This window comes from Chryseolinea serpens (assembly GCF_900129725.1).
Classification (GTDB): Bacteria; Bacteroidota; Bacteroidia; order Cytophagales; family Cyclobacteriaceae; genus Chryseolinea; species Chryseolinea serpens.
Genome location: NZ_FQWQ01000005.1, coordinates 336,480 through 362,124, shown reverse-complemented (window position 1 = coordinate 362,124; position 25,645 = coordinate 336,480). Strand labels below are relative to the sequence as shown.

19 protein-coding genes are annotated in these 25,645 nt (G+C 52.4%); 6 read left to right on the top strand and 13 right to left on the bottom strand.

Annotation, left to right across the window (positions count from 1 at the left end; genetic code table 11):
• Window positions 1-17: 17 nt before the first annotated feature.
• The 5 genes from BUB30_RS29560 to BUB30_RS29540 form a co-directional block, all read right to left on the bottom strand.
• Entirely contained in the window at window positions 18-3,350 is a 3,333-nt protein-coding gene (locus tag BUB30_RS29560) for a TonB-dependent receptor (protein WP_245804199.1), read from the bottom strand.
• 178 nt (window positions 3,351-3,528) lie between these two features.
• Window positions 3,529-4,623, bottom strand: coding sequence for a FecR family protein (locus tag BUB30_RS29555; protein WP_073141859.1), 1,095 nt, complete (start codon window positions 4,621-4,623; stop codon window positions 3,529-3,531).
• A gap of 166 nt (window positions 4,624-4,789) precedes the next feature.
• Window positions 4,790-5,359, bottom strand: a complete 570-nt coding sequence (locus tag BUB30_RS29550) for an RNA polymerase sigma factor (RefSeq protein ID WP_073142468.1) — start codon at window positions 5,357-5,359, stop codon at window positions 4,790-4,792.
• Between the two features lie 189 nt (window positions 5,360-5,548).
• Window positions 5,549-6,004 carry an SRPBCC domain-containing protein gene (locus BUB30_RS29545; RefSeq protein WP_073141857.1) on the bottom strand — a complete coding sequence of 152 codons (456 nt, stop codon included), beginning with the start codon at window positions 6,002-6,004 and terminating at the stop codon, window positions 5,549-5,551.
• Between the two features lie 123 nt (window positions 6,005-6,127).
• The gene (locus tag BUB30_RS29540; RefSeq protein WP_073141856.1) at window positions 6,128-6,844 is read right to left on the bottom strand and encodes an ankyrin repeat domain-containing protein; all 717 of its coding nucleotides are present in this window, start codon (window positions 6,842-6,844) and stop codon (window positions 6,128-6,130) included.
• Window positions 6,845-7,222: 378 nt separating this feature from the next.
• Between BUB30_RS29540 and BUB30_RS29535 the strand changes: the two genes are divergently transcribed.
• A complete protein-coding gene (locus BUB30_RS29535) occupies window positions 7,223-7,786 on the top strand; it encodes an OmpH/Skp family outer membrane protein (protein ID WP_178377227.1) in 564 nt (187 codons plus the stop codon).
• A 9-nt stretch (window positions 7,787-7,795) separates the two neighbouring features.
• Here BUB30_RS29535 and BUB30_RS29530 read toward each other — a convergent pair whose 3' ends face one another.
• From BUB30_RS29530 to BUB30_RS29515, 3 genes are all read right to left on the bottom strand, one after another.
• Window positions 7,796-8,365 carry a hypothetical protein gene (locus BUB30_RS29530; RefSeq protein WP_073141852.1) on the bottom strand — a complete coding sequence of 190 codons (570 nt, stop codon included), beginning with the start codon at window positions 8,363-8,365 and terminating at the stop codon, window positions 7,796-7,798.
• Window positions 8,366-9,081: 716 nt separating this feature from the next.
• Window positions 9,082-9,552, bottom strand: coding sequence for a nuclear transport factor 2 family protein (locus tag BUB30_RS29520; protein ID WP_245804198.1), 471 nt, complete (start codon window positions 9,550-9,552; stop codon window positions 9,082-9,084).
• Between the two features lie 11 nt (window positions 9,553-9,563).
• On the bottom strand, window positions 9,564-9,941 hold the full coding sequence (locus BUB30_RS29515) for a hypothetical protein (protein WP_073141848.1): 378 nt from the start codon (window positions 9,939-9,941) through the stop codon (window positions 9,564-9,566).
• Between the two features lie 154 nt (window positions 9,942-10,095).
• Here BUB30_RS29515 and BUB30_RS29510 point away from each other — a divergent pair, with 154 nt between their 5' ends.
• Window positions 10,096-11,100: an AraC family transcriptional regulator gene (locus BUB30_RS29510; protein ID WP_073141846.1), complete on the top strand. Its 1,005-nt coding sequence runs from the start codon at window positions 10,096-10,098 to the stop codon at window positions 11,098-11,100.
• Window positions 11,101-11,111: 11 nt separating this feature from the next.
• On the opposite strand, the gene BUB30_RS29505 is transcribed toward BUB30_RS29510, so the two are convergent.
• A complete protein-coding gene (locus BUB30_RS29505; protein ID WP_073141844.1) occupies window positions 11,112-12,146 on the bottom strand; it encodes an LIC11966 family surface protein in 1,035 nt (344 codons plus the stop codon).
• Between the two features lie 2 nt (window positions 12,147-12,148).
• Window positions 12,149-14,239 carry a carboxy terminal-processing peptidase gene (locus tag BUB30_RS29500; protein ID WP_084138465.1) on the bottom strand — a complete coding sequence of 697 codons (2,091 nt, stop codon included), beginning with the start codon at window positions 14,237-14,239 and terminating at the stop codon, window positions 12,149-12,151.
• A 262-nt stretch (window positions 14,240-14,501) separates the two neighbouring features.
• Between BUB30_RS29500 and BUB30_RS29495 the strand changes: the two genes are divergently transcribed.
• The 3 genes from BUB30_RS29495 (at window position 14,502) to BUB30_RS29485 (ending at window position 17,934) form a co-directional block, all read left to right on the top strand.
• The gene (locus tag BUB30_RS29495; protein ID WP_073141840.1) at window positions 14,502-15,803 is read left to right on the top strand and encodes an NCS2 family permease; all 1,302 of its coding nucleotides are present in this window, start codon (window positions 14,502-14,504) and stop codon (window positions 15,801-15,803) included.
• Between the two features lie 11 nt (window positions 15,804-15,814).
• Window positions 15,815-16,684 carry a 5'-methylthioadenosine/adenosylhomocysteine nucleosidase gene (locus BUB30_RS29490; RefSeq protein WP_073141838.1) on the top strand — a complete coding sequence of 290 codons (870 nt, stop codon included), beginning with the start codon at window positions 15,815-15,817 and terminating at the stop codon, window positions 16,682-16,684.
• A gap of 101 nt (window positions 16,685-16,785) precedes the next feature.
• Window positions 16,786-17,934, top strand: a complete 1,149-nt coding sequence (locus BUB30_RS29485; RefSeq protein ID WP_073141836.1) for a DUF3179 domain-containing (seleno)protein — start codon at window positions 16,786-16,788, stop codon at window positions 17,932-17,934.
• Between the two features lie 22 nt (window positions 17,935-17,956).
• Here BUB30_RS29485 and BUB30_RS29480 read toward each other — a convergent pair whose 3' ends face one another.
• The 3 genes from BUB30_RS29480 to BUB30_RS29470 all read right to left on the bottom strand — a co-directional run bounded on the left by BUB30_RS29480 (window position 17,957) and on the right by BUB30_RS29470 (window position 22,432).
• Window positions 17,957-20,449, bottom strand: a complete 2,493-nt coding sequence (locus BUB30_RS29480; protein ID WP_073141835.1) for a serine hydrolase — start codon at window positions 20,447-20,449, stop codon at window positions 17,957-17,959.
• 79 nt (window positions 20,450-20,528) lie between these two features.
• Window positions 20,529-21,212, bottom strand: a complete 684-nt coding sequence (locus BUB30_RS29475) for a response regulator transcription factor (RefSeq protein ID WP_073141833.1) — start codon at window positions 21,210-21,212, stop codon at window positions 20,529-20,531.
• Window positions 21,209-22,432, bottom strand: a complete 1,224-nt coding sequence (locus tag BUB30_RS29470) for a sensor histidine kinase (protein WP_073141831.1) — start codon at window positions 22,430-22,432, stop codon at window positions 21,209-21,211. Before BUB30_RS29470 ends, BUB30_RS29475 begins: the two co-directional genes overlap by 4 nt.
• A gap of 130 nt (window positions 22,433-22,562) precedes the next feature.
• On the opposite strand from BUB30_RS29470, the gene BUB30_RS29465 reads away from it, so the two are divergent.
• Window positions 22,563-25,640: a glycosyltransferase family 117 protein gene (locus BUB30_RS29465; RefSeq protein ID WP_084138464.1), complete on the top strand. Its 3,078-nt coding sequence runs from the start codon at window positions 22,563-22,565 to the stop codon at window positions 25,638-25,640.
• Window positions 25,641-25,645: the final 5 nt, after the last annotated feature.

The following is a 25,645-nucleotide window of genomic DNA, read 5'->3' as shown; positions in this document are numbered from 1 at the left end:
TTTTAATGTTGTTACGATCAAAATCCAAGTCGCAATCCCACCGTCATCGTCTTTGCCGTCGGGTAGCTGTAGTGGTCGATGCCAAGCTGGATGGAATTGGCACCACTGACACCTCCATAGGAATTGACTTCCGGGTCATACCACGAATAGCCGGTAAGCGTGAGCAGGTTCTGGCCGCTGACATAGATCTGTGCTTTCCGCAGCCAGTGCAATTCCAGCACCGACACCGGCAGATTATAGCTCAACTGGATATTCTTGACGCGCAGGTAAGAGCCGTCTTCCACAAAGCGGTTCGACACCTGCGTCTGTGAGGTCCTGCTGATCACGGGGTATTTTGCTGTAGGGTTTTCCGGAGTCCAATGGTTTTCATACACATCGCGTGGCATGTTCAGTGCCTGACCATAATCGAGGGTCTGGTTGACCGCGCTCAGGTTGAAGATATCGTTACCCTGCGTGCCCTGAATAAAAATATTCAGTTCAAAGTTCTTGTACGACATGGTGGAATTGAAACCGTAGACAAAATTAGGATTCGGATTTCCAATGATGCGCTTGTCGCCGATGTCGCGGGTGCCGTTGCCGTTAAAATCTTCGTATACGATCCGACCGGTGTTGTCATATCCCTTTTCCACATAGCCAAAGAATGAACCGATCGGTTGGCCTTCTCTCAGAATATTGATGTTATCGTTGACCACCGAAATATCGATGGGGGCACCCAACACATCATTGCCACCATACAATTTCACCACTTTGTTTCTGTTGAATGAAATGTTAGCCGAGAGATCCCAACGGAAAGGTCCTTCCAATGCTACACCGCCGAGGGCAAGTTCGATCCCTTTGTTCTGTGTCTTTCCTACATTTTGAATCGTATAGGAATATCCCAACGACGAGGCGAGCGGCACAGTGTTGAGCAGGTCGCGCGTGTTCTTCACATAAAAGTCAGCTGAAAAGTTGACGCGATTCTGGAAGAGACCAAGGTCCAATCCGATGTCCGTCTGTGCGGTGGTTTCCCATTTCAGGGGCCCCGCTAAACGGTTGGTGGGTGCGTAATAGGTTGTCAAGGCATCGCCAAAAACAGCTTTACCCGATGTCAATTGGTTTAGTGTTGAATAAGGATCGATCGCCGTGCTACCGGTCTCACCATATCCGCCACGGAGCTTGAGGTTGGAGATCACGCGAATGTTCTGCATAAACTCCTCTTCCGACACACGCCAGGCAAGGGATGCAGAGGGGAAACTTCCCCACTTTTGTCCATCGGTGTAGCGCGAAGAACCGTCGGCGCGGAAGCTGACCGTGGCCAGGTATTTTCCTTTGAATCCATAGTTCACCCGTGCCAGGTAGGACAACAATGTCCATTCGGTGAACGATGAAAAAGGAACGCCCTGTGTGGCGCCTGCTCCGATGTCGTATGATTGCTGAACGTCGCTCACGAACCCGCTGGCGGAAGTGTTGAGTTGTGTGGCCTTGTAGTTCTGATAGGTAAATCCTGCCACCGCTGAGATGGAGTGATTATTAAACTCCTTCACATAACTGATCGTGTTCTCGTTCAGCACGCTGGTGGCCTGCTGCGTATTGATCGTAGCCGAACCGGTGGAGTTCACATATTTCTTGGTCGTATACAAATCATTGCGGTCGTCGGTATTTTCAATGCCGCCAGAGATCTTGATGGAAAGACCATCCAAAACCTTGTACGTGACCGCACCATTGGCCAGCACTTTATTCGAGCGAATGAAGTCGGATTGTTGTTCGATAAAGTTCAGCGGGTTGGTGATCACGTTCGAACCCCAGGAGTAGGCCGTGGAAAGGTTTGTATAGGTGCCGTCGGCGTTGTACGGTGAAAAAGTAGGATAGCCCGACAACATGGCCGAGATCAATGAACCACCCCGGTTACCCTTGCCTGAATTTTTGCGATCCGAATCGATGCGGCTCAGGATGGTGCTGAGATCCAACTTGAATTTCTTGCTGATGTCGGTGCTGATGTTGGCGCGAAGCGAGTTGCGCACATAGTCGCTCCCGATGATGATACCGGATTGGTTAAAGTTGCTTCCGGAAATGGAGAACTTTGTGCTCTCCCCTCCGCCGTTTACGGTGATGGAATGGTTTTGTATGGGCGCTGTGCGCAGGGCTACGTCCTGCCAGTCGGTGCCTTTTCCAAAGCCGTTGATCTGGTCCTGGGTGAAGTGCGGGGCCAGCCCATCGTTGGCGGCCTGTTCATTGTAGAATTGCGCATACTCCTGCGCGTTCATCATGTCGATTTTCTTGCGGATCTTCTGGAACCCATAGTAACCATCATAATCCACCGTGGTCTTGCCGGCCTTGCCGCGCTTGGTGGTGATGAGCACCACACCGTTTGCACCGCGCGAACCGTAGATGGCGGTGGCCGACGCATCCTTCAAAATCTCGATGGACTCGATGTCGGAGTTGTTCAAAAGCGTGGGGTTGCTGGAATAGGGAAATCCATCCACCACATAAAGCGGCTCGTTGGAGCCCTGCACGGAGTTGGTTCCCCGCACGCGCACGCTTATCGACGCACCCGGCGCACCTGTAGTTTGTGAAACTTGTACACCGGTAGCGCGGCCGGAGAGCGATTGCATCATGTTGTTCGAGGGGTAGGCGTTCAATTCTTCACCTTTCACAGAAGAAAGGGAACCGGTGACATCCGATTTTTTTATTTCACCGTATCCCACCACCACAATTTCTGACAACGAAGTAACGTCGGGCATCATCTGCACGCTGAGGTTGGTGCGTTGCCCTACTTGCACTTCCTGTGATAAGAAGCCAATGAAGGTAAACACCAGCACAGAATTCTCATCCGCAACCGAAAGCGAAAATTTTCCCTCGGCATCGGAAGTCGTTCCCAGCGTTGTTCCCTTCACGAGAATATTTACACCGGGTAAAGGTTGGCCCAGGTCGTCGGTGATCGTACCGCTGATCTGGACTTCAAAGGGTTGTTTGTTATCCTGCGGCCCGGGCTCTACTTCGAGTGCGCCGCGCGGTTGCTTCATGAGCACGATCTGGTTGCCTTCCGATTCAAACCGGATGGCCAGCGGATCCAGGAGTTTTTTCAGCACGTCGGCCAGGCGTTCGTCTGTGAACGTGAGGTTCACTTTTTCGGAAGCGGCGATGATCTGGGGCTGGTATAAGAATTTTACGTCGGAGACGCTTTCGATCTTCTGGAGCGCTTCGCGGAGAGAAACGTTCTCCAGGCGAACGGAAACCTTGCGTTCCAGCACTTGTGCATTGCCATCGGCGGCGTGGGCCATGCCGAAGAAGGCGATTACGGAGAATAGATAAAGACAGGAGACCCTCATAATGAACAATAGCTGTCCATGAACATGACGTTCTTTTTTCATACTTTTGAATGTTTGTCTTGATGTGTTTACGACGGATAGACAATGCCCCCTTTCATCCCTCGGATGACGGTGGTGGCTTTTTGAACCGGTGGTGTTCGAGCACCGCCGGTTTCTTTTTTTGGGAAGTATCTATATTTTCATAGGCATTTCTTTTCTGGTTTAGGATGGGTAGTATTTTTTAAGGATTGGCGCATCCTTTTCCGTAGATCACAATGTGCGAATCGATGATGGCATAGGTGGCATTGATGGCCTTGCAGATGAGCGATAGCTTGTCGTGCAGGGAAACATCGGTGAGTGACGCAGTGAGGTGGCAATTGGCCAGCACCTGCTCGTCGTAGACGATCTCCACGCCATAGGCATCTTTGATGGCCTGAAACACCGTGGCGACCGAGGTATCCGTAAATTCAAACTCTTGCTTCGCCACCGGGGTCAGCACGTTGGGGTCTTCCACCAACGACTTGGTCATCTTTTTTTCCTGACGCGCATACACGACCTGCTGGTTTGGGGTGAGGATCACGCCCTCGACGGTGCCATTGGCTTCCTGGGGATCGCCGCTATTCGAATCTTTTAACACCGACACCTTTCCGGTCTTCACACTCACCCGCACATCGGCCGGGTAGTTTCGAACCGTGAAGCTTGTTCCCAGCACACGCGTGACGATCTCGTCGGTGTATACCAGGAAAGGCCGGTCCGGATCTTTCTTTACTTCAAAAAATGCTTCTCCCACCAGGTCTACTTCACGCACACCTTTTTTGAAATGTTCCGGATATTGAAGTTGGCTTCCCGGTTGCAACACGACAATGCTTTGGTCGTCCAGCTCGATGGTGATCGGCAGCGAGGTGTCGTTCTCTTTTGTTTTAAGGACTACGCCATCGCCCTGGGCTATTTTGACGTTCGTCATGTGAAAGGTGCGCGAATGGTGCGATACCCACCATCCCAGTCCAAGAATGATGGCGACCGCTGCCGCTTTGCTGTACCAATGACTCCACAAACTTACCGGCAGGGGTGCCGGTTCGGGAACTTGCGCGGTTTGGCGGATGCGCTGCCAGACCTTGTCTTGCAAGTCCTGGTCGGGCAGGAATTGGGGTTCTTCCATCACGGCCTGGATCATGAGGCGCGCTTCTTCGATCTCGTCCATCTGTGCCGGGTGCGTGGCGATCCATTCCTTCCAGAACTTGTCCAGGTCCGGGCGCGTCCCCGGGGCCGTTACCCAACGAATGAAGTCGTCATCGCTGGCAAATTCGTCGGCTGTATATCCTTCGTAGTGCTTCATTTTGATAAAAAACCGTTCCCTTTTCAAACGATTTATATACCAAAAGCAACGATTGCGGGATTTAACTCACTTTCTGCTGAAAATAATTTTACGGCCTGGGATGGCCATTAAATGAGGAAAAAGCCGGCTTGCGGCAACGGGAAAGATGGATTTGAAAAGAAGGGATTCAGAAAAGAAACAGGCAACAAAGCGAGATCACGTATTTGGCATACTGCTTCATCTGCGCCAGGCCGCGCTGCACGAGGTTGCGCGCCGATTGTTCATTCACCTGCAAGATGGACCCGATGTCCTCGAACGACAGCTCATCATAGAACCGCAGCACCAGGGCTTCATATTGGCGGGGCGTTAAATCGTTCAGGAGTTTCTTGAGCCGGTTGAGCCGCTGGTTTTGTTTTTCTTCATCGATCAGGTTTTCTTCCAGCGAAGGTGTGGATACCTGCAGGGCATCTTCGATCACAATGCCGTCGGCCGTAAAGAAAGAACGCGATGTATCGTTTCGAACCAGTCTCCGGCGAATGGAACGATAGAGGTAGAAGCGAACGGAAGTGGTTTCGGAAAGATTATCACGGAAGCGCCACAGGTCCACAAACAGATCGTGGATGGCATCTTGCAACGCAGCATCGCCGGCGCCGATCTTTCTTCCGTAGTTGTAGAGCAGCTTAAAATATTTTGCATAGAGCCAGGCAAAAGCCTCTCCGTCACCGCCGCGCATCGCGTCCCATTTCTTCAGCTCCATATCCATCCGTTGGCCCTTTTGATTGACTTTGAAGCGCTTAAGTAAAGAAATTTATTCTACAGATACCAACATCATCCTAAATTAAATCGATTGAAACGCCGTCAAATGCGTAAAACAAACTAATGAGACCACTTGAAGCAGCTTGTGCCCGCTCGTGATTTTTCTTCGGGCTCGCGTCGCAAATTACTTTTACTGCGCTTCCGCCAAAGCTTTGATCTGAACCAGGATCGGGTTCCAACCCTCGCCGTTGTTGTAGGTTTCCTTGTAGCGCCGCTCGCTCTCGGCCACGTTCGCGAAGTCGCCTTGGGTCACCGTGAGTAACATTTCATCCTCGTGCGGTTGCAGGGCATAGGTCACGGTGGTGTAGTTCGCAGGGATGTCTTCCATCGGCGTGTTGGGGTCGAACGTTGTGTAGGCCAGGAGCCGGTCGTCGTCCTTTGTCACGAGTGTGCCTTTCACGGCCACCACTTCCTTTCCATCGAATACACCTTTCCAAAGAAAGGGCCCGCCGATCTTCCAGTCGGAGTCGATGGTGCAACCGAACATGTACTGTTCAGTATATTCCGGCTTGGTCAATACATCCCAAACCTTGGTGGCGGAAGCGTGAATGGTGATCGAACTTTTTACAATCAGGGGAGCGCTCATGGTGATCAGATTAAAGTGAAAATTATAAAATGCTATTCGTTCAATTTACGACATTAACGCTTTAACCCTTCAGGGCGTTTTCTGTTCACGAATAAATTCCCACCTTTTGCGTCACTATAGTTTTTACAAGTGTGCCTTCCCCAGGAGATTCACCTCCATCCCATTGCCCCATCCCAAACCATGATCGCTAACGTTGCTCCGGATGTGGCCCGGGTGAATGGTGTGCTCGCCATACGCCAGCAACGCGAGAATGTTTCCCGGGCGCAAATGCCAACTGGCCCAACTCAACGGCGACTCGCCGTGCATGTCTTTCACCGTTTTGTCGGCGCCGGCATCCAGCAACATTTGGATCACCGTAGCGTCTCCGAATGCTGCCGCGCGGTGCAACGGTGTCTCCTCCTTCGTCCACACGTCGCGCATGAAGCAACCGGTTTCCACGCGGGGCTTTGTGCGCCGGTTAGGATCTGCTCCCTTCGACAACAGCACCTCCACCACGATGTTGTAGGGTTGCCGGTTGGCTTTACACAAAGCGGCATGTAGCGGCGTCTCGCCGGTGTCGGGCAGCGGATGGTTCGCCTCCGCGCCTTGTTCCAATAAAAATTGGCAGAGTCTCCAATGACCGTGAAAGGCCGCGCCGTTCAAATCATAGTTCGGTCCAAGATCGGACAGCGATGCTCCTTTCGATAGCAGAAATTTTATAGCACTCACATCACCATAGTAGGCGCACCACGCCATAAGAGAAGTGCCACGACTGTCCGCGAACGTGGCGGCGTGATCTTGTGCAACGAAATCGAACACTAAGTCTGTACGACCGTCGGCAATTTTGGTCAGCATGTCCATAGGTAGTTTCGGGTTTGGCCGGAGATGGGATCCATTCCACGAAGATACGCATACACAATCTCGCCCGCACGACATCGGTCAGGAACACAACATTGTTTGTGCGGCGCGAGAAAATAAAAAAAGGCTCCGAACTTTCGTTCGAAGCCCCGGATGAATGTATCATCCAACCTAAACTAATCGCTGAACACCTCCATTCAAGATGCATGCCAATTCATGAATGGCCGTTCAGCACGCGAAATCCCGTCTCTACCTCACCCGCTGCACGCCGTCGTATTCTTTTCGGACGTTCGGAGTCCATGAATGGACACCTGGCGTCTAAAACTTTTTGACGGATCGCATCATCTCTCGTTTATAGATCAACCTAAACCCCCCGATCCCATGAAAGCCTCATCGTTTTTTAAGAAACTCACCTTCCTATTCATAGGCCTGCTCATGGCATTCGCCACCAGCGCGCAGCCCAGTGCCGCTAAATCCGGTTTCGCCCGGGTGGAGTACATCCTAAGCCAGCTTCCGGAAACCCGCCAAATAGAGTCCACCTTGCAGTCGTTGCAAAAGCAACTGGAGAATCAGATCCAGGCCAAGAATGAAGAGTTGAAAAAGAAATACGCCGACTTTATAAAAGTAGGTCCGACCGCTCCCGAAGCCGTCCGCAACAATACGCAACGCGAATTGCAACAATTGCAGGAAAACCTGGAGATCCTTCAGCAAGACGCGCAGACCACACTGGAAAAAAAGCAGACGCAATTGATCGAGCCCGTATATGCAAAAATCGGAAAAACCATTGAGGAGGTTGCCAAGGAAAACGGCTTCCAACTTATTTTCAGCGATCAAACCGGCGGAGGCCGTATGTTGCTGTATGGTGATCCGATCCTGGATATTTCAGATTTGGTTTTGAAAAAAATGGGTGTTGCTAAGGCGCCGGGTAATGGAACCGGGAATTAGGTTCGATCACTATCCCAAAGTAAAGTACAGCCGGTAGATGAAAACGATTTGATAGATGATCACGACAATAACAAACGCACCATGAAATCTTTCATCGCGCACCTTCATCGCCAACAGGCAGCCGATGACATGCAGGAAAATATAGGCAAGATACTCGTAGCCCAAATGCGTCAGGTGATTAACGCCTTTTAACAACGTATCGATAATATCCAACAAAAACGTAAACCCAAGCGCACCAAAAAACCACCGGCGACGCGAGTAGAAATAATCCTCGTAGCCTGTATAGTCGTTGATCTGCTCGGGGAACAGCAAAGAGGCATTGACAAAAAAGAACGCCGTATAGACGATGAGGTAGAAGTAGCTGAGAAAATTCCAGCTCGTGATCGTGTGCAACGAAAACTCCCACCACCAGAAATGCGTGATGAGAAGGAACAAATAAAAGACCCACAACAAATGGATCCAGTATGCCTTCACCTTCCCAGGATGCTCCACAAATTTGACAAGACCTTTCAACAAGTGCGTAATGCTCAACCCAAGGAGGATGCCCATGAGCATCCGGATGTGAAAAAATTTGTCCATGCCTGCAACTGGGTTTAGGGTGGAGAACGTATGATCACCAAGTTAATGAACAATCGCAACTTTTGGAAGATGGAGTCGGTGGGTTTGACTGGTTAATGGAGGGCGTAGCGAAGGACAGGTCAGGACAAAGCCCTTCTTAGCTGGATTGTATTATCCCGGCCTAAACGCCTAGTCTAGGCACACATCTTTCGAGGAGAAAATGAGTAACCCCGGACTTCAGTCCGGGGAATACAAGCCATATCTAATCACGGGCTTTAGCCCTGACCACGCCGATGATTGGGCAGACAGCGTACATACGGAGGGAAAGTCAGGGCTAAAGCCCGTCATAAGTAGGTGCCTGTACCCCGGACTAAAGTCCGGGGTTATTCAAGATATTACTCACAAATTACCTAGGCTAAAGGCCGGGTTTTGTCAGACGCGTAAAAAAAATCAGGGCGACAACGTCACCCTGATTCAAAACAAACTAGATTCAGAATAAGGACTACCTACAACTCCCCTCTAAAAATTCGCGGCTACCTCAGTCTCACAATCTTCTTACACTGTATTCTGACGCCAAGCGCATTCAAAAATCCATCCCCTCAAAGAAAACCCCCCCGCCCCTTTGTTGGTGTCCCACCAACAAAGCCTTCTCAGCAGCCCCTCCCCCAATTCCAACCCTAGAACTCTGACTCACAAAAATTCTGACTCCCGGCTCCTGGATTCTGGCTCCTAATTCCTCACTTCCCCCAAAACCTATCCTCCTGAAAAATATCCTCCGAATAAATCCTGGCGTGTGTGATCTTTCCATTCTCCACGGTATAGATATCGACATTGCCGACATCGAGCACTTTTCCCGTAGGTTGCGCAGCGGTCCAGCGGAGGCGTACGGCCACGGTGTTGCCGTTTGTGCCGCATTGTTCGATAGAGGCGAGCCGCAGCGTTCGCTCGGACCATTCGCCCATGATGCGGCCCATCTCCATGACTTCCTCCGCTGATTTTTTGGTTCCGGATAGACGGTTGTTGCCGGGTTGTTCCCATTGCACCTGGGGATGCAGCATGGACTTTACTTTTTCGCGATCGTGTTGCTGTACGCCAAAGAGAAATTCGCGAACCACTTGATCGGGTTGGGGAGGCGTTGCCGGTTGCTGGGCATAGTGCTGAAATACCACACAGGTCATCAGGAAAATAAAGGCATTTATCTTTTTCATGGCCGGTGGGATTAAGCGGTGATTTGTTTCAAGCCTCTGAATTGCAGGATCGCCATACCCGCTACCCACAGCGCTACGGCTGCGATGAGCAAGTTGCCGATCACCGTGATCGTCACGGACTGCAGTCCCAGCAACACGACACTGGCCACTACCCAGATCGTGTCCAAGGCGATGATGAGGCGGATGCGGCTGATGTTTATACTGCTTCGACGACCTTCGTAAAACACAAAACCGGCAAAGGCCAACAGGAAGATCCCGGTTTCCAAAAAGGGTGATATGCTTTCGATGCCAAAGAGACCGGCAAAGAAATCAGAAAACAAAACCAGAAGAAGGCCGGTGGCACCGGAGCTTACGGCATTGATGAGGAGAACATTTCTAAGTGTTAACATAGTTGTATTGTTTTTTGGTGATTGAAAAATTTATAAGACAAAAGTATGGCGCCACGTCAACGCGACGTTTACCTTTAGGCGCCATTCGGTTACCCTTTCGCGCCAGATTGAAAAACGATAAAAAGGATGTTGACCGGAAGACTACTTTTACGGCATGGAAGCACATCAACGACAATTTATTCTCAGCCTGCTCGGCTATGCCGTGCAGAAAGGTGTATCGCCACAGACCTTGTGCAAGCTCGCGCACGTGAACCTGGAGGCGCTGCAAAAAGGAAACGCAGCGGCACTGACACCAAAACAAACCAGCGATCTCTGGCTACACGCCAGCCGCCTTTGCGACGACCCGCTGTTTGGTTTGCATTTTGGTGAATCGCTCCAACTTGCCGCACTCGGCGTGGTGGGACAGATCATCCAAGCCAGCAACACTGTGGGCGACGCATTGACGATCGCCAACTCGCTCAGCTCACTCGTGACCGACTTGTTCACCATGAACGTGAAGCATGGTTCAAAAACATTCAGCATCGAACTCGTGCCGCGTCCTCAAGCGGAGCAAGCGTGGCCCTTTCTCTTCACTCAACTGCGCGACATGCTCATGGTCTTCATCATACACGAACTGGATGGTTTGCTGCTGGTGAAGATCCAGCCTGCTTCAGTAAAATTTCCCCATCGGACTGGTACCGACCTTGCGGAATATGAGAGGGTGCTGCGTTGCAAGCCTTCGCGCAAGGGCGAGGCTTATGCCTTGGAGTTTGACAAACGCTATTGGAGTGAACCGATTTTAACAGCGAACTACGAATTGCAAAGTCTTTTGCTCAAAACGGTGAATCGCGGCGCACCGGCATTGAAATCAAAGCCGAGTTTGCAAAACCGAATCCACGAATATCTCATGGCCAATGCCTACCTCGGCATTCTTTCGCTGGACGATGTGGCTGCTAATTTCAACGTGAGTACGCGGAGCCTGCAGCGAAAATTAAAAGAAGAAAATGTCACATTCCAGGAACTGGCCGATGCCGTGCGGAAGGCGCTGGCCGTGGAATATGTAAAGAAGGGTGATCATCCCATCAAAGAGATCTCGCACATGCTGGGCTATAACGAACTGAGTGCGTTCTCGCGGGCGTTTAAGCGATGGACGGGTAAAACGCCTTCCCACCTGGCGTGAGCGATGCTGTTTTATTTATGCGGAATGTGTTGATCCAAAAAACGCTTGCGGGTAGCCTCCCAGTTTTGCATCACCTTGTCGCGTCCTTTGTTTAGCTCGTCGTTCACTTTGTTATATTCCGCTATGCCTTTGTTCATGGCATCGAGACTTTTGTTGTAGGCATCTACATCAGCCTGTTTGCGGCTGGCGGCTGGCTTGGCGTCGAAGGCTTTTTTAATTTTTTCAAACTCGTCGCGCTTCAGCATATAGTCGGACAGCACGGAGAAACGCGATGATTCATTCTTCTGAAACTCCAGGACCTTGCGACAGGCGGTGACCAGGGACCCGTCGCCGTTATAGGGCTTCAACGTATCGAGGCGGGTAAGACCTTCTTCCGAATACATCTTCAACGCATTCTTGCTTTGCTCCATGCCGTTCAAATCGGCTTTGTTCAGGGCATCGATCATGTTGCTTTCCTGCACGCTGCTCTTGAAGCTGATGAGGAAGAGTTGTCGGGCATAGTTGTTGACCTTGCTGGTTTCGTTGAGCTTGCGATCCAACTTCGTGCTCTGGCCTTGCGTGAGCTGCACGTTGTGGCTTGCCGCAAACGTCTGGTAGGCTTCGGGCACTTTATTGTAGGCTTCTTTCAGTTTCTCGTCCACCTTGTCTTGCAGGAGCAAATAGCTTTCCATCGCGTCGTAAGAGCGCTCGGCCACTTCTTCCATGTCGATGATCTTGCCGTAGTCTTCATTGAAAATTGAAAGCAACACCGTCCAGTAGTTTACATACGCATTGCGGAGGGATGCATCGCCCTCGAACGGTCTGAGCTTGTTGCCTTCGCGGATAGCGGAGCGCACGGCGGCGATCAGTTCCTGGCGTCGCTTTTCCATCTTGCGGGCCCGCGCACCATGGGCGACCTCGCTCATATAACTCAGGTATTTCAACGACAAGGTTTCTTCCTGTCCCGAAAGGAACGTCATGTGTTCGACGGCCGTCATGGCCAGCGTTTTTCCGGAGCCCAGACAAAGACTCAGGCCTAGAAGCGCGGTAGCTAACATTTTATTCATCACTATTTTTTGAAGGTGGTTATGTAGTCGCAAAGAATATGAAAAGCTTCTTCCAAAGAAATATCCTGCTGCATTTTTTTTATCCAGGCGGCATAGAGGTTGCGCGTATACTCGTCCATGGCGAGGCGTTCCTGCTCGAAGCCAGTGCTGTTCACGGTATAGGGCGCCGGGGCCTCCCGCTCCTTCTCCAGATTTTGGATGATCTGCAGGTGCCTATCACGCAAGGCTATAAAGTCGGCCCAGAACAGCGGAACCGGGTCGTCATTCTTTTCTAATAACTCGCTATAACTAGTCAATGTTTTGAATGCCTCCACGCTGGCCACGCGTTTCTGGCTTTTGGCTTCCAGGTAGGCGATGGGCAATAACGCCAGGGGTTGGTAGTAAGTTTTCTTTTGCACCGAATCGGAAGGCAATGTCTGGGTCTGATCTTCTTCGCGAAGTCCCAGGACGTCGAGCACGTCGGGAAGGGCGATGTCTGGCGTTACGCCCATGCGCTGCGCGGTCTTGCCGGTGACGCGATAGATCTTTTGTTGGGTCACCGAGGCATAGCCATACAGGTTTTTTACGGAGGCAAAATTCGCGGCAGTGCTCTTGGGGTCGAGCGAGAATATTTCCTGCGCCGTGGCTTTCCCATAGGTGCGGCTTCCCACAACGATCGCGCGGCGATAGTCCTGCAGGGCTGCCGCCAAAAAATCCGATGCCGACGCGCTCAAAGCATTCACCATGAGCACCAGTGGGCCGTCATAGATCGTACCGCGGTTCACGTCTTTCACCGAGACGATCTCCCCCGCACGGTTCTTCATCACACCAATGGGACCGGCATCAATAAAAATCCCAGCCAGGGCCACTGCCTCCTCCAGCGAACCACCGCCATTGAACCGCACATCGAGAATGAGGCCGTTGATGTTTTCTTTTTTGAGTTTGATGATGGCTTTCGCCACGTCGTTGGCACATCGCGAGCCGCCGGCATCGCCCCAGTTGGAATAAAATCCCGGCAGGAAAATGTAGCCGATCTTTTTTTCGCCATCGATCACAAAACTGCGGACCACATTTTCCTCGTCCGATATTTTTTCTTTGCGCAGCGTCACTGTTTTTTGTTCGCCGCTTACATTCTTCAATTCAAAATCCAGGCTCAGGTGGTTGGACTCGTCCATGATGGCGCCTACCTCGTCGAGGTCCATGCCGCTGAGATCGATCCAGTCGCCCCCATCCCAACGCAGCCGTTGAATGATGTCGCCCACGAATACCTGCCCCGACTTCCATGCAGGTCCCCCCGGTGCAAGCCGGTCGATGACCGCGTCACCCCATTCGTTGTCTTTCAGGGTCACGCCAAAATAAAGTCCTTGTGTACTCAGCGAAGCCATGAAGGTCTCCATGTCTTTGGGCGACATATAGCTCGTGTGCGCGTCGGCGCTACCGGCCATCGCGTGCAGGAAGGCTACGCCCATATAATTTTCATAGCCGGAAGGATGAAAGAGGATGCGTTTGCCACGGGCGATGTTGTTCGCTTTCACTTTGCCGCGCACTTCCGGCTCGTGTTTCTTCAAAAATTCTTCGGGTCGCTCGTTGGGGAATTTGGTTTTCATTTCCGCCAGGCGCGCGAGGGTTTCATACTTCAGGGCCAGGCGCCACCGGAAGCTCAATGCGGTTTCGTCTTTTGCCCAGAGCGTGTCGTTCACATAATATTCTTTCGTACTGAAATCAAACGGCCCCTGGGTATACTGGAGAATTTGGGACGATGAGCGGGCGAGACATTTCTTATAGGTTTGCGCAACGGTGGAAAGAAAGATCCAGTTCTTGCCGTTCAATTCATCATCGATCTTGTCGCGGAAGGGTTTGAGGGTTTGGATGTCGGCTTCCGTGAAGAGCATGCGATCGGGATCGAGGTCGTCGAGAAAATTGTCGAACACCACGGCGGAGAACGCATCGTTGATGACGGGTGGACTGAAATGTTTTTGTTGAATAACGTTCTTTAGCAGGAACGCTTCGGTTTTGAAATTTGTGGCCGACTGTGCCGTGGCGGTGAGGGCGCACATCCATCCCAAGGCCATCGCGCCGGGGCCAAGCACAATTCGGAAGAAGTAACGGGACATTGCTGGTCGATTATAAGCTCATGACAGTTCATTCACCCACTACCACGAAGAGAGGATCGGCCGGGGAATGCTGTGAAAATACAGACGCATTTTTCAAAAACCTAATGAAACTGTGGCGATCCATGGGCCGGGATAAATTAGCGGTCTTTCCTTGCACCCGTTTGAAACGTCGCCACCCGAACCTGCCCGCATTCTTTGGCAGACGCCGTTCTATTTTAAAAAGTAACTCCTTACTTTCACAGCTTAAACCACCTTTAGCCGGATGACATCGCCGCCTGTACGGTCCTTAAAACATGCACACCCGTGGACAGAGATCGTGGCCGGCGCATCGTCGTTTATGGCCACGGCCTATATCATTGTGGTCAACCCTTCGGTGCTGAGCCAGGCCGGGATGCCTTTTGCCGCTGTGCTCACCGCCACCGTGTTGGTATCTTTCTTTAGCAGCCTGATGATGGGACTCTATGCGCGCAACCCCATCCTGGTGGCGCCGGGTATGGGGCTGAACGCGTTCTTCACTTTTTCGGTGGTCATGGGCATGCACGTCGCGTGGCCGGTGGCGTTGGGCGCTGTGTTCTGGGCGGGCGTGATCTTCTTTTTGCTTTCGGTGTTCAACATCCGTACGCATATCGTTAAGGCGATCCCGTTGCCGCTGCGCTATGCCATCACGGCCGGCATTGGGTTGTTCATTGCATTGATCGGATTTGTAAACGCCGGTTTCATCGTACATCACCCGGCTACGGTGATCGGCGTGGGGAAGCTCAATCCTTCCCTGCTCATTTTTCTTTTGGGTTTATTGGTCACCGCGGCGCTCATCATCCGCCAGGTGAAAGGTGCGGTGCTGTTGGGCATGCTCGTCACCACCCTGGCGGCCTTTACGCTGGGAAGATGGTGGGGCGGCCCGGACCCCGTCGTGCATTGGAATGGTCTTTTTTCTGCGCCTGACTTCAGTTTGCTTTTATCGCTCGACCTGGTCCACTCCCTGCAATGGGCGTTGGCACCCGTGGTGTTTGCTTTTGTTTTTACAGGGATGTTCGATGGGCTGTCCACGTTCGTAGCGCTTTCCGAAGCCGCGCATCTCACCGACGAGAACGGTGAACCCCGGAACATAAAACGTTCGCTGATCACCGACGCGACGTCAACGCTGCTCGCGGGCTTGTTCGGTTCCAGCCCGGGAACGGCCTACATTGAGTCGGCCGTGGGCATCGAGGCCGGTGGGCGCACGGGCCTGACCGCCATCACGGGCGCGCTATTGTTTTTGCCTTTCTTATTTCTGTCGCCGCTGCTCACCGCCATTCCCGCCATCGCTACGGCGCCGGCGTTGGTTTTGGTGGGTGCATACATGATCCGCCCGGTCACTAAAATTCGCTGGCAACATATGGACGAGGCCATTCCCGCATTTCTCGCGATGGTGCTCATCCCGTTCACTTATTCGATCACCCAGGGCATCATTTGGGGATTTCTCAGTTGGACGGTGTTGAAAGTCAGTCATGGAAAAACAAAAGACGTACCGCTCGCCCTTTGGATCATCGATGCCTTTGCCCTGGTGGCGCTTACGCTGGAATAAAAAATAGTATTATGCTTAGAACGATCATTTTCTTTTCCGTTGCCCTCTGTTCCACCTTGTCGCTCCGCGGGCAAGGCATTGTCGAGATCAAGCCCGCTGCACGTATCGATACGGTAGTGACGGATATCACCGGCATCCTCGGTGCATTTCCTGAGGAAGTAAAATTCCTGGCCACACAAATGCAGGACAAGACCGAATTTGTCATCCAGCATTTGACCTTCACGGAAGGAAGGCTCAACGGACAACACGTGGTGCTGGCGCAGACCGGCATCGGCAAAGTGAACGCATCGCTCACCACCATCTTGTTGATCGAGCATTTTCATCCCAAAGCCATCGTCTTCACCGGCATTGCGGGGGCGATCAACCCAACCCTGGCACCCGGCGACCTGGTGATCGGCACCACCCTGGCCCACCATGATTATGGGGCGCTGACTGCCACGGGCATTCAACGCCGTCCCACGCGCGACCCGGCCACCATGCAGGAGAACCCTATCTACTTTCCCTGCGACACCAGCCTCGTCCACCTGGCCCAGCGGGCGGGCAAGAATTTAGTATTGGAGAAGATCAAAAGTCCGCAAGGTCTTCGCTCACCCAAGATCATCAGCGGCGTCATTGTGACCGGCGATGTGTTTGTGTCTTCCGAGAAGGCCACGCAGGAGCTTCAAAAGCAAATGCACGCCGAGGCCACCGAGATGGAAGGTGCGGCGGTGGCGCAAGTCAGCTATCAGCAACACATCCCTTTCCTGGTGATCCGGAGCATGAGCGACAACGCCAGCAGCACAGCCCCTGCGGATATTGAAACGTTTTACCAGGTAGCAGCCCGCAATTCCGCAAACCTGGTCATGGCCATAATGACGGCCCAGGGAAAACCGAAAAAGTGATTCATTTCCAAAAAAAATCTATCTTTAGCTCTGTTAGCTGCCGCTGACCCCGTAACAGACGGCAGCGCTGATCACAGGTTTTTTTTCACTATCGATTCGCTATGAAAAAATTATTCTATGCGGGGATGATCCTCCTTGCCGTATTCGAGATCCTTAAAGTTTATTTTATTATGCCCATGCCGGGCAGCCAGGACATCCAAAGTCTTGATATCGCCTATTTCTTACATTCTTACCGTTGGTGGTTCCGGGTTGCTTTTGGCCTGATGATCATGGCCGGGTTCCGCGATGCTTTCCGGGGCAAGCGCCTGTGGGTGCCCGCCGCCGTTGGCGCATTGGCCATGGTCGTAGTCTACTACTTCAACTTTAAAATGACGGCCGACAGCATTTTTTCGCAGCCGGAAAAAGTCACGTTCAAACCGCAGAACGAAAGCCAGGTGAACGACAGCAGCCTCGTGATCGCCGTCGAATACAAAGGCATTGCCAAAGCGTATCCCATCCGCTACCTCACCTACCACCACCAGGTGCAAGACACGATCGGTGGAAAAAATATCATCGTCACTTATTGCAGTGTGTGCCGCACGGGTCGCGTGTTCGAGCCGGTGGTGAACGGGCAACACGAAAAGTTCCGGCTGGTGGGCATGGACCACTTCAATGCTATGTTCGAGGATGCGACCACCAAAAGCTGGTGGCGCCAGGCTACGGGCGAAGCTGTAGCAGGATCGTTGAAAGGACAGTCGCTGCCCGAAGTGGAATCCTTCCAAACCAATCTGCGCAAATTCTTCGAGCTCTATCCCCGCGCCGTGGTCATGCAACTGGACGCTGCGTCGCGCACAAAATATGATTCCATGGGCCGGTTCGAGAAAGGAAAAAGCAAAGGCAAGCTCACCCGCACCGACAGCCTTTCGTGGAAAGATAAGTCGTGGGTGGTGGGCATCCAGGCCGGGAACACCAGCAAAGCCTATGATTGGATCCAACTCACCGAAAAACACATCATCAACGACAACGTGGGGGGCAAACCCGTGGTGTTGGCCCTTTCGGGCGATGCACAAACCTTCGTCGTGTTCGAGCGTCCATCCCAAACCGAAGAGTTCACCCTGCGACAAGACACCTTGTTTGCCGGGGGCAAACCCTACGACCTCTCCGGACGTGTCCTCTCCACCCCAGACCAGCGCCTGGCACGCGTGAAAGCCTACCAGGAGTTCTGGCATAGCTGGCGCACGTTCCATCCCGACACGGAGAAGTTCGAATAAAAAAACAACCGTTTTTTAGCCTTTACCGCCCGACAAACCGGCCGGGAAAATTTCCCGTGGCCTTCTGATTTTCATAGACGGCCTGACCATTGACCCACACCTTCAGGATGCCGGTTGACAGGGCCATGGGGTCGGTTATGGTGGCATTGTCTTTCACCGTAGCGGGATCGAACAATACCAGGTCGGCGAAGTTGCCGGGCGTGATCAGTCCACGATCGCGAAGCCCCAGGTGCTCGGCAGTGAGACCAGTCATTTTAAAAATGGCCGTCTCCAACGGCATGATCTTTTGATCGCGGACGTAAGGACCCAGCACGCGTGTGAACGCCCCATGTCCGCGGGGGTGGCCATCGGGTGCGCCATCGGAACAGATGTTGGTGTGAGGCCATTGCAGAAAACTCACGATGTCTTCTTCCGCCATCGAGTGACCGGCAATGCCTGCCGAGCCTTTCTTTTCGTCCGCGTCGCGGATCAATCGCATCAAGGCTTTCGGCGGCGTTTCATGATTCAGCGTCGCGATCTCGGAAACGGTTTTTCCCTCGTAGGAACGGTTTGCTGAAAAGTAGAGCATCACCGATTTGGACGGATCGAACAATTCTTGCGTGGCAAAGACGGCGCTTTGCTCGTTGTCAAAATCTTTCTTGGGAAACAACACGCGCGGCGTGGACATCCACATGGCGTAGGGATACACGTCGGCCGTGATGTCGACACCTTGCGCGCGGGCTTTCTCCAACTGGTTTAAAACATTCGGGGCCGTGCCCCATTTACTGTGCAGCGCAATTTTTAAATGCGAGATCTGCACGGGCAGCTTTGCCTCACGGCCGATGTTGATGATCTCGGTCACCGCCTCTTCCAGGTGAATGTCTTCGCTGCGGATGTGGCTGATGTAGCGGCCACCTTTAGCCGCAGCCACTTTAGCCAGGGCGATCACTTCGTCGGTGTTTGAAAAAAATGCAGCTTCATACTCCAGGCCGGTGGCAAGGCCTAGCGATCCTTTGTCCATCTCTTTTTCCAACAATGCCTTCATCGAATCTACTTCTGCGCGTCGTGCCGCGCGGTACAGGCGCTGCTTCATAATTTGCTGTCGCAAGGTGGCGTGACCGGTGTAGGTGGCCACGTTCACACTGACCGGAATTTTCTTCATGCTGCCTTTCAACGAGTCAACCGGATCCGAGTCTCCATCCTGACCGATCACAATGGTGGTGATGCCCTGGCTGACGGCCGCCAAAAATTTGGGCTCATCTTTCAGGCCGCGGTCGTGGTGACTGTGGCTGTCGATAAACCCGGGAGCCAGCACGGCGCCTTTGCCGTCGGTTACTTTCTCGTTCGGGTAAGGCGTCAACTTTCCGATGTCGCGAATGCGATCGTTCATGATGCGCACCGAAGTTTTTTGCGCCGGCAAGCCATTGCCTGCGACCAGGTTGATGTTGGTGATCAATTCCGTCTGTGGCAATTGAATGGGCTTGCCTTCCCAAATATCCCGCACGTATTGCCGGGCAGTCGCGCGCGAGGAATTGCTGAGCCAGATGAGCGTCTGGTCTTTGTCGGTATACCGTATGATCTGCGTATAGAAGCCCACCCATGAACCGGTGTGCTCCACCCTGGTCCCGCGATCGTCAACAAACCATCCAAACCCATAGCCGGTAGATTTCCCGTTCGAAAGTCTACCCGATGTAAAGGCCTCCTTGAGCGTCGATTTTTTCACCAGCTTTTCCGTATACAACGCCCGATCCCATTTCAAAAGGTCCTCCACGGACGAGTAAACATTACCATCACCCACAATGCCGTCGAATGCCATCAGGTCATTTAGCACAGGCTGGCCGCCTTCATACTGAAAGCCGATGACACGGGAGGCCGGCCAGGTTTTCATTTTCAGATGATACACATAACTATTCGTCATCTTCAACGGCCCGGCGATGCGCTGCTGAAAAAATTTATCGGCCGTCATCCCGGATACTTTTTCGATGACGGATGCGAGAGTGGTGTAGTTTGTGTTGCAATATTCCCATCGTTCGCCCGGCGTAAACAGCAAGGGCGGTCTCTTATACGCCAGTAGATCCAGCATCGAAGCATTGGTCAGCGTATCGAGCAGATTCAAATTTGCGGCGGCGATGTCAAAATATTCGGGAAGGCCCGAGGTTTGATTCATCAGGTGACGGATCGTGACGCCGGGGTAAGGAAAGATGGGGAGGTATTTTTGCACCGGGTCATCGTATTGCAGCTTGCCGCCTTCGTGCAGCATCATGGTCATCATCGCATAAAACTGCTTGGAGACGGAAGCCAGATTAAATGCCGAGGCCGTGGTGAGGGGCGCTCGTGTTTTCGGATCGGCTATACCAAATGCTTTTTTATACAAAACCTTTCCTTTCTCGGCCACCAGCACCGTCCCATTGAACATCTCCCTTTCGCTCATCCAACGAAGTACGGAGTCGATGCGTGCAATTTTTGATGGCTGTTGTGAGAAGGCGCCGGAGGAGAGCAATAGGGCGCAGAAGGTGAAGAGGTGACTTGTCCGCATACAATTATCTTGTGGGTTTAGGTTGGTCGTTTATTCCGGACCATAAGCAAGATAATCTTTCTTCGCGAAAAGGGTGCTGTTATTGCTTCAGGATATAACCGATACCCCGCACGTTCTCAATCCGCAAGGTGTCATCGCTGCGAAGGTATTTCCGCAACTTGGAAACAAACACGTCCATGCTGCGGGCCACGAAGAAACCGTCGTCTTCCCAAACGGTCTTCAAAAAAACGTCGCGTTCGATGACTTTCCCACCGTGACGAAAAAAGATTTGCAATACTTTACATTCCTTGTAGGTGAGACGCGTGGTGACACCGTTGGCACAGAGGGAGAGGTTGTGCACGTCTAACGTAGAGTGGCCTGCTTTCAAAACCGGCGTACGGTCGACCGTGCCCATGGAGCGTTTCAGGATGGCTTCGATGCGGTATTTGAATTCTTCGATGCTGAAAGGCTTGCACACATAATCGTCGGCGCCCACCTGGAAGCCGCGGATGCGGTCGGCGGTTTGGTTCTTGGCGGTGAGAAAAACAATAGGGACCTGTTGGTTATACTTGCGGATCTCAAGGGCCAGGTCGAAACCATCTTTCCGGGGCAACATGATGTCGAGGATACAGAGATCGAAGGTGTGGCTGTGAAAGGCCGAGAGTCCTTGCTCGCCGTTGGGGCAGAGGCGAACACTCCATCCGTGACCTTCCAGGGTATCTTTCAAAAGGAAGCCGAGGCTTTCGTCGTCTTCCACCAACAGGATCTCAGGGGTCTCCTTCATGCTCTCGGCAAAAAGATCCGCACGTCCGTTCCCTTGTCAAGCTCACTGATCAGACTCACTTCGCCGTGATGCGAGCGGATCACGCTTTTCACAAAGCTCAGTCCTAAACCAAAGCCCTTCACATGAATATCGCCGGAGCGTACGCGGAAAAACTTTTCAAACACTTTTTGCTTCATCTGGGGTGCAATGCCGATGCCGTTGTCGATGATGTCGATGGCAATGCCCTTGCCGCTGTCGCGGGTTTGCACGACGATGTGGGGTGCGTGCGGGGAATATTTCTCGGCATTGTCGATCACATTGTTGATGGCCTGCGTTAACAGCTCGCGGTCGCCCAGGATCAACGTCGATTCCGCTTCGAACTTCAGGTGGAGCTGGCCCTGGCGTTCCTGCACTTTCAGTTGAAACGCCTCGGCACAACCGGCGATGAGCTGGTGCACGTCCACCCGTTCCAGCGTGGGCTGCAAGTGGTCTACCGACGCGCCCAATAACACCTGGTCGATCTTCTCACGCAACTTTTCATTCTCCTTTAACAGGATGTCGATGTACACTTGTGTGCCGTTCTGTTCCGGCATTTTATGTTTCAACATTTCGCCTGCGATCTTGATATTGGTTACGGGAGTTTTGAACTCGTGCGTCATGTTGTTGATGAAATCGTTTTTCAGTTCGGCGAACTTGCGTTCCCGCAGCAGGGACACGATGGCATAGGCAAAGAAACCCATCATGAGCAACAACATGAAGGTGGAGAAGATCCAAATGTCGAGTTGTGCGGCGACGTAGCTTTCCTTTTTCGGAAAGTATACGGCAAAATTCTTTTCCATCGCATTTTGTTGCGCGGTTGCGTGGTCTTCCGCCAGCCGGGGTTGTGTGGCCTTGACGTAGTTGCCATAGACGAGCGTGTCGTCATCGGCGTTATACACACCCAGTTCATAATCGAGATCGAGGCTGCGCGACTGGAATTCTTTTTTCAGCAAACGGTCCAGTGCGGTGTTGTTCAATACACTTTCCGTGGAAACAAAAAAGAAGTTGGATGACAGCTTCTTCACTTGAGGATCGGGCGAAACGGAATCGGCCACGTGCTTCAGCGCCAATTGCACACGGTGATCGAATTGTTGTTCGGCCGCATCGAAGGCGCGCTTGAACCAATACACCTGCACCACCAGCAGGCAGGTGAGCACGACCGTGCCCAGTAAAATGATCCTTCCTAAATGCTTGCGCTTCATCTTATAAAAATAAGGCTTTAAACGCTAAACGCCTTTCGCCGCCCGGTTTTTAACACTCCTTTAACACTTCTTTACACTCCTTAACCCTGTCCCTTTGCGCCGGTGCGTAGCCTTGTAAAAAAACAACACCATGCCCAACGCAAATTTCCGCTTTTCCCAAAACTACAGCTACTTCCTCGCCGCCCTGGCGCTCCTGCTCCTGGGATTTATCCTGATGGCCGTGGACCCGGCCGACAACGGCTTTGGCATCCTGACGCTTTGGATTGCTCCGCCCATTTTATTAGCGGGCTTTGCATTGCCCGTGGTCGGCATCCTGGGAGCAGACCATTTCCGGACCCTGCAGCTGGCGCAGGCCTGGAAGACCAACCCAGTCCAGCACGCCGGCGGCCTTGTGGCTTTCCTGGCAGCGTTCGTGACCTACCTGGTCACCCTGGAACCAACGGCCAGTCTTTGGGATTGTTCGGAATTTATTGCCTCTGCCTACAAGCTGCAAGTGCCCCACACACCGGGCACCCCGCTTTCCTTGCTGTTCGGCCGGATGTTTACCATGCTTTCGTTTGGAAATGTGAAGCTGGTGGCCTGGACGATCAATATGATGAGCGGCTTGTTTTCGGCGCTCGCGGTGTGGGTGGTCTATCACATTTTGTGCTACCTCATCCAAACCCTGCGGCCGGTCAACACGCCCACGGCCCTGGTGGCGGTCGCCGCCCTGGGGGGCAGTTTGTGTATGGCGTTTTCCGATTCGTTCTGGTATTCGGCGGTGGAAGCGGAGACCTATGGCGGGGCGTGTTTCTTCCTGGTGCTCTTGCTTTGGCTGATCCTGAAAGGAAAAGACCAACCTGAAACACAACGGTGGCGCTGGATCATCTTGATCGCCTATGTCGCCGGCCTGGCCTATTGCGTCCACCCCATGTGTTTGCTGGTGCTGCCGGTGCTGCCGTTCTCGTGGTATGCCCGTCAGCGACCGCTCACGTTTTGGATGATCGTGGCCACCGTGGGCAGTGGGTTCCTCACGGTGTTCCTCATCAACCGCCTGGTGGCCATCGGACTTTTTGAGCTGGCATTTTCCATGGACTTCTTTTTTGTCAACACCCTGCATTTTCCTTTTTACTCGGGTGCGTTGGTGCTGATCATGCTGATGATTGCGGTCTTTTATTTTGTGTTAAAAAAATACGCGGGCCTCTCGACCTACACCTGGGCCTTCATTTTTCTGTTGGTGGGTTTTTCACCGTACGCCTTGCTCTTTATCCGCTCGGGACACAATCCACCGATCGACGAAACCAATCCGGAAAATCTATACATGATCAAGGCGTATATGAATCGCGAATCATACCCTTCCAGCCCGATGTTGTATGGACCCTATTTCGATGCCAACATCGAGGAGTTTAATGTGAAGAGCAAAGCCTATACGAAAGGAACCACGGCCTATGAACTTTCCGGACCCCTCATTGAATATGAATACGAACAGGCACGCCAAACCATTTTGCCCCGTCTCTACAGTCGCGATCCCGATCACATCGAAGCCTATCGCAGCTGGCTGGATCTGAAGCCCGGCGAAAAACCGCGCTTTGCCGACAACCTGAAATTCATGTTCAGCGCCCAGTTGGGTCACATGTACCTGCGTTACTTCTTTTTCAATTTCGCGGGGCGCGAAAGCGATGTGCAGGGCGCAGATTGGCTCAAGCCCTGGCAAAGTCTGCACGCGGCCGGCGACCATCCTAACCCAGGCCGGAACCAATATTGGCTGCTGCCCTTTGCGGTTGGCGCGTTGGGAATGATCTTCCAATTTCAAAAGGACCGCAAGGGCTTCCTGGCCGTGACCGTATTTTTTCTGCTCACCGGCCTCATCCTGGCCCTCTATCTCAACTCTCCTCCCGTCGAACCCCGCGAACGCGACTATATCTATGTGGGCTCGTATATCGCCTTCTGTCTGTGGATTGGGATCGGTTTTTTCCACGCCGCGCACTTCCTGTTCACAAAAACAAAAAGCCTCGTGTTGTGCGGCGCGCTGTGTGTCCTTATTCCGCTGTGGATGTTCTATCAAAACTTTGACGATCATAACCGTGCCGGCAGAACTTTCCAGGTCGACAACGCCCGCAATACTTTAAAAAGCTGCGCACCCAACGCCATCCTCTTCACCGGCGGCGACAACGACACGTTCCCTTTTTGGTATATCCAGGAGGTGGAGGGTTTCCGCACCGACGTGCGCGTGATGGTGCTCAGCTATTTTAATACCGACTGGTATATCCAGCAATTGAGAAGGCCCTATTATCAATCACCGCCCTTTGCCCTTACGTTGGATGACAAAGCTTACCGCCAATACGGCCCCAACGACGTGCTCTACATCCAGGAAAGCATTAGCGAAGGCATCGACGCAAAAAAATACCTGCAGTTGCTCAAAGAGGAACACAGCGCCCTTCGTGTGTTGACCGCACAAGGCGATGCCTACAATATTGTTCCGTCGCGCACTTTGAAGATCAACCTAGAGCCACCAGTATCGCAAAATAAATTGACCGCGAACGATACAGCCCCCGCCAAAGGACAGGTCATGAATCTAAAGCTGACCGAGAACTATTTGCAAAAAAATGCTTTGGCGTTGGTCGATCTCATCGTGAGCAACCATGGCGAACGGCCGATCTATTTTAATTTCACCTCCATCAGCACCATCGGGCTGGACTTGAAACCTTATGCCGTGCAGGAAGGCGTGTTGTACAGACTTACAGCCACGTCGCACGATGAAAAAAATATCGCCGTTGACAAGGCTCTTACTTATAAATATCTTATCGAAGAAGCCGACTACGCGAACCTCGCCAACCCGCAAGTCTATTTTAACTATGAGGATTTTCACGCGCGCATGATCGTACCCATCCGCCAATCGTTCAATGCGCTCGCAGGAGCCTACCTGGAAGAAGGCAATACGGAGATGGCCGAAAAAGTGCTGATCCAGGCGGTAGAAAAATTATATCCACCCCACCTCCTTCCGTCCTACACCAACCTCCAGGCGGCCGACATGCTCATGGCCTTGGGACGAGATGAAATGGCGCAACGCCTGACAACGTCCGTTTATGAATATGCTTCGGATATGGTATTGCAAGATCGCGAGGCCGGTGTGCGCAGCAGCGATCTGAATCTTTTTCTACTTCAACAGTCAACTGAGCTTTTGAAGGAATGGCGAAAGTCCGATGCCGCTTCGACGCTGGGTAAATAAACCTC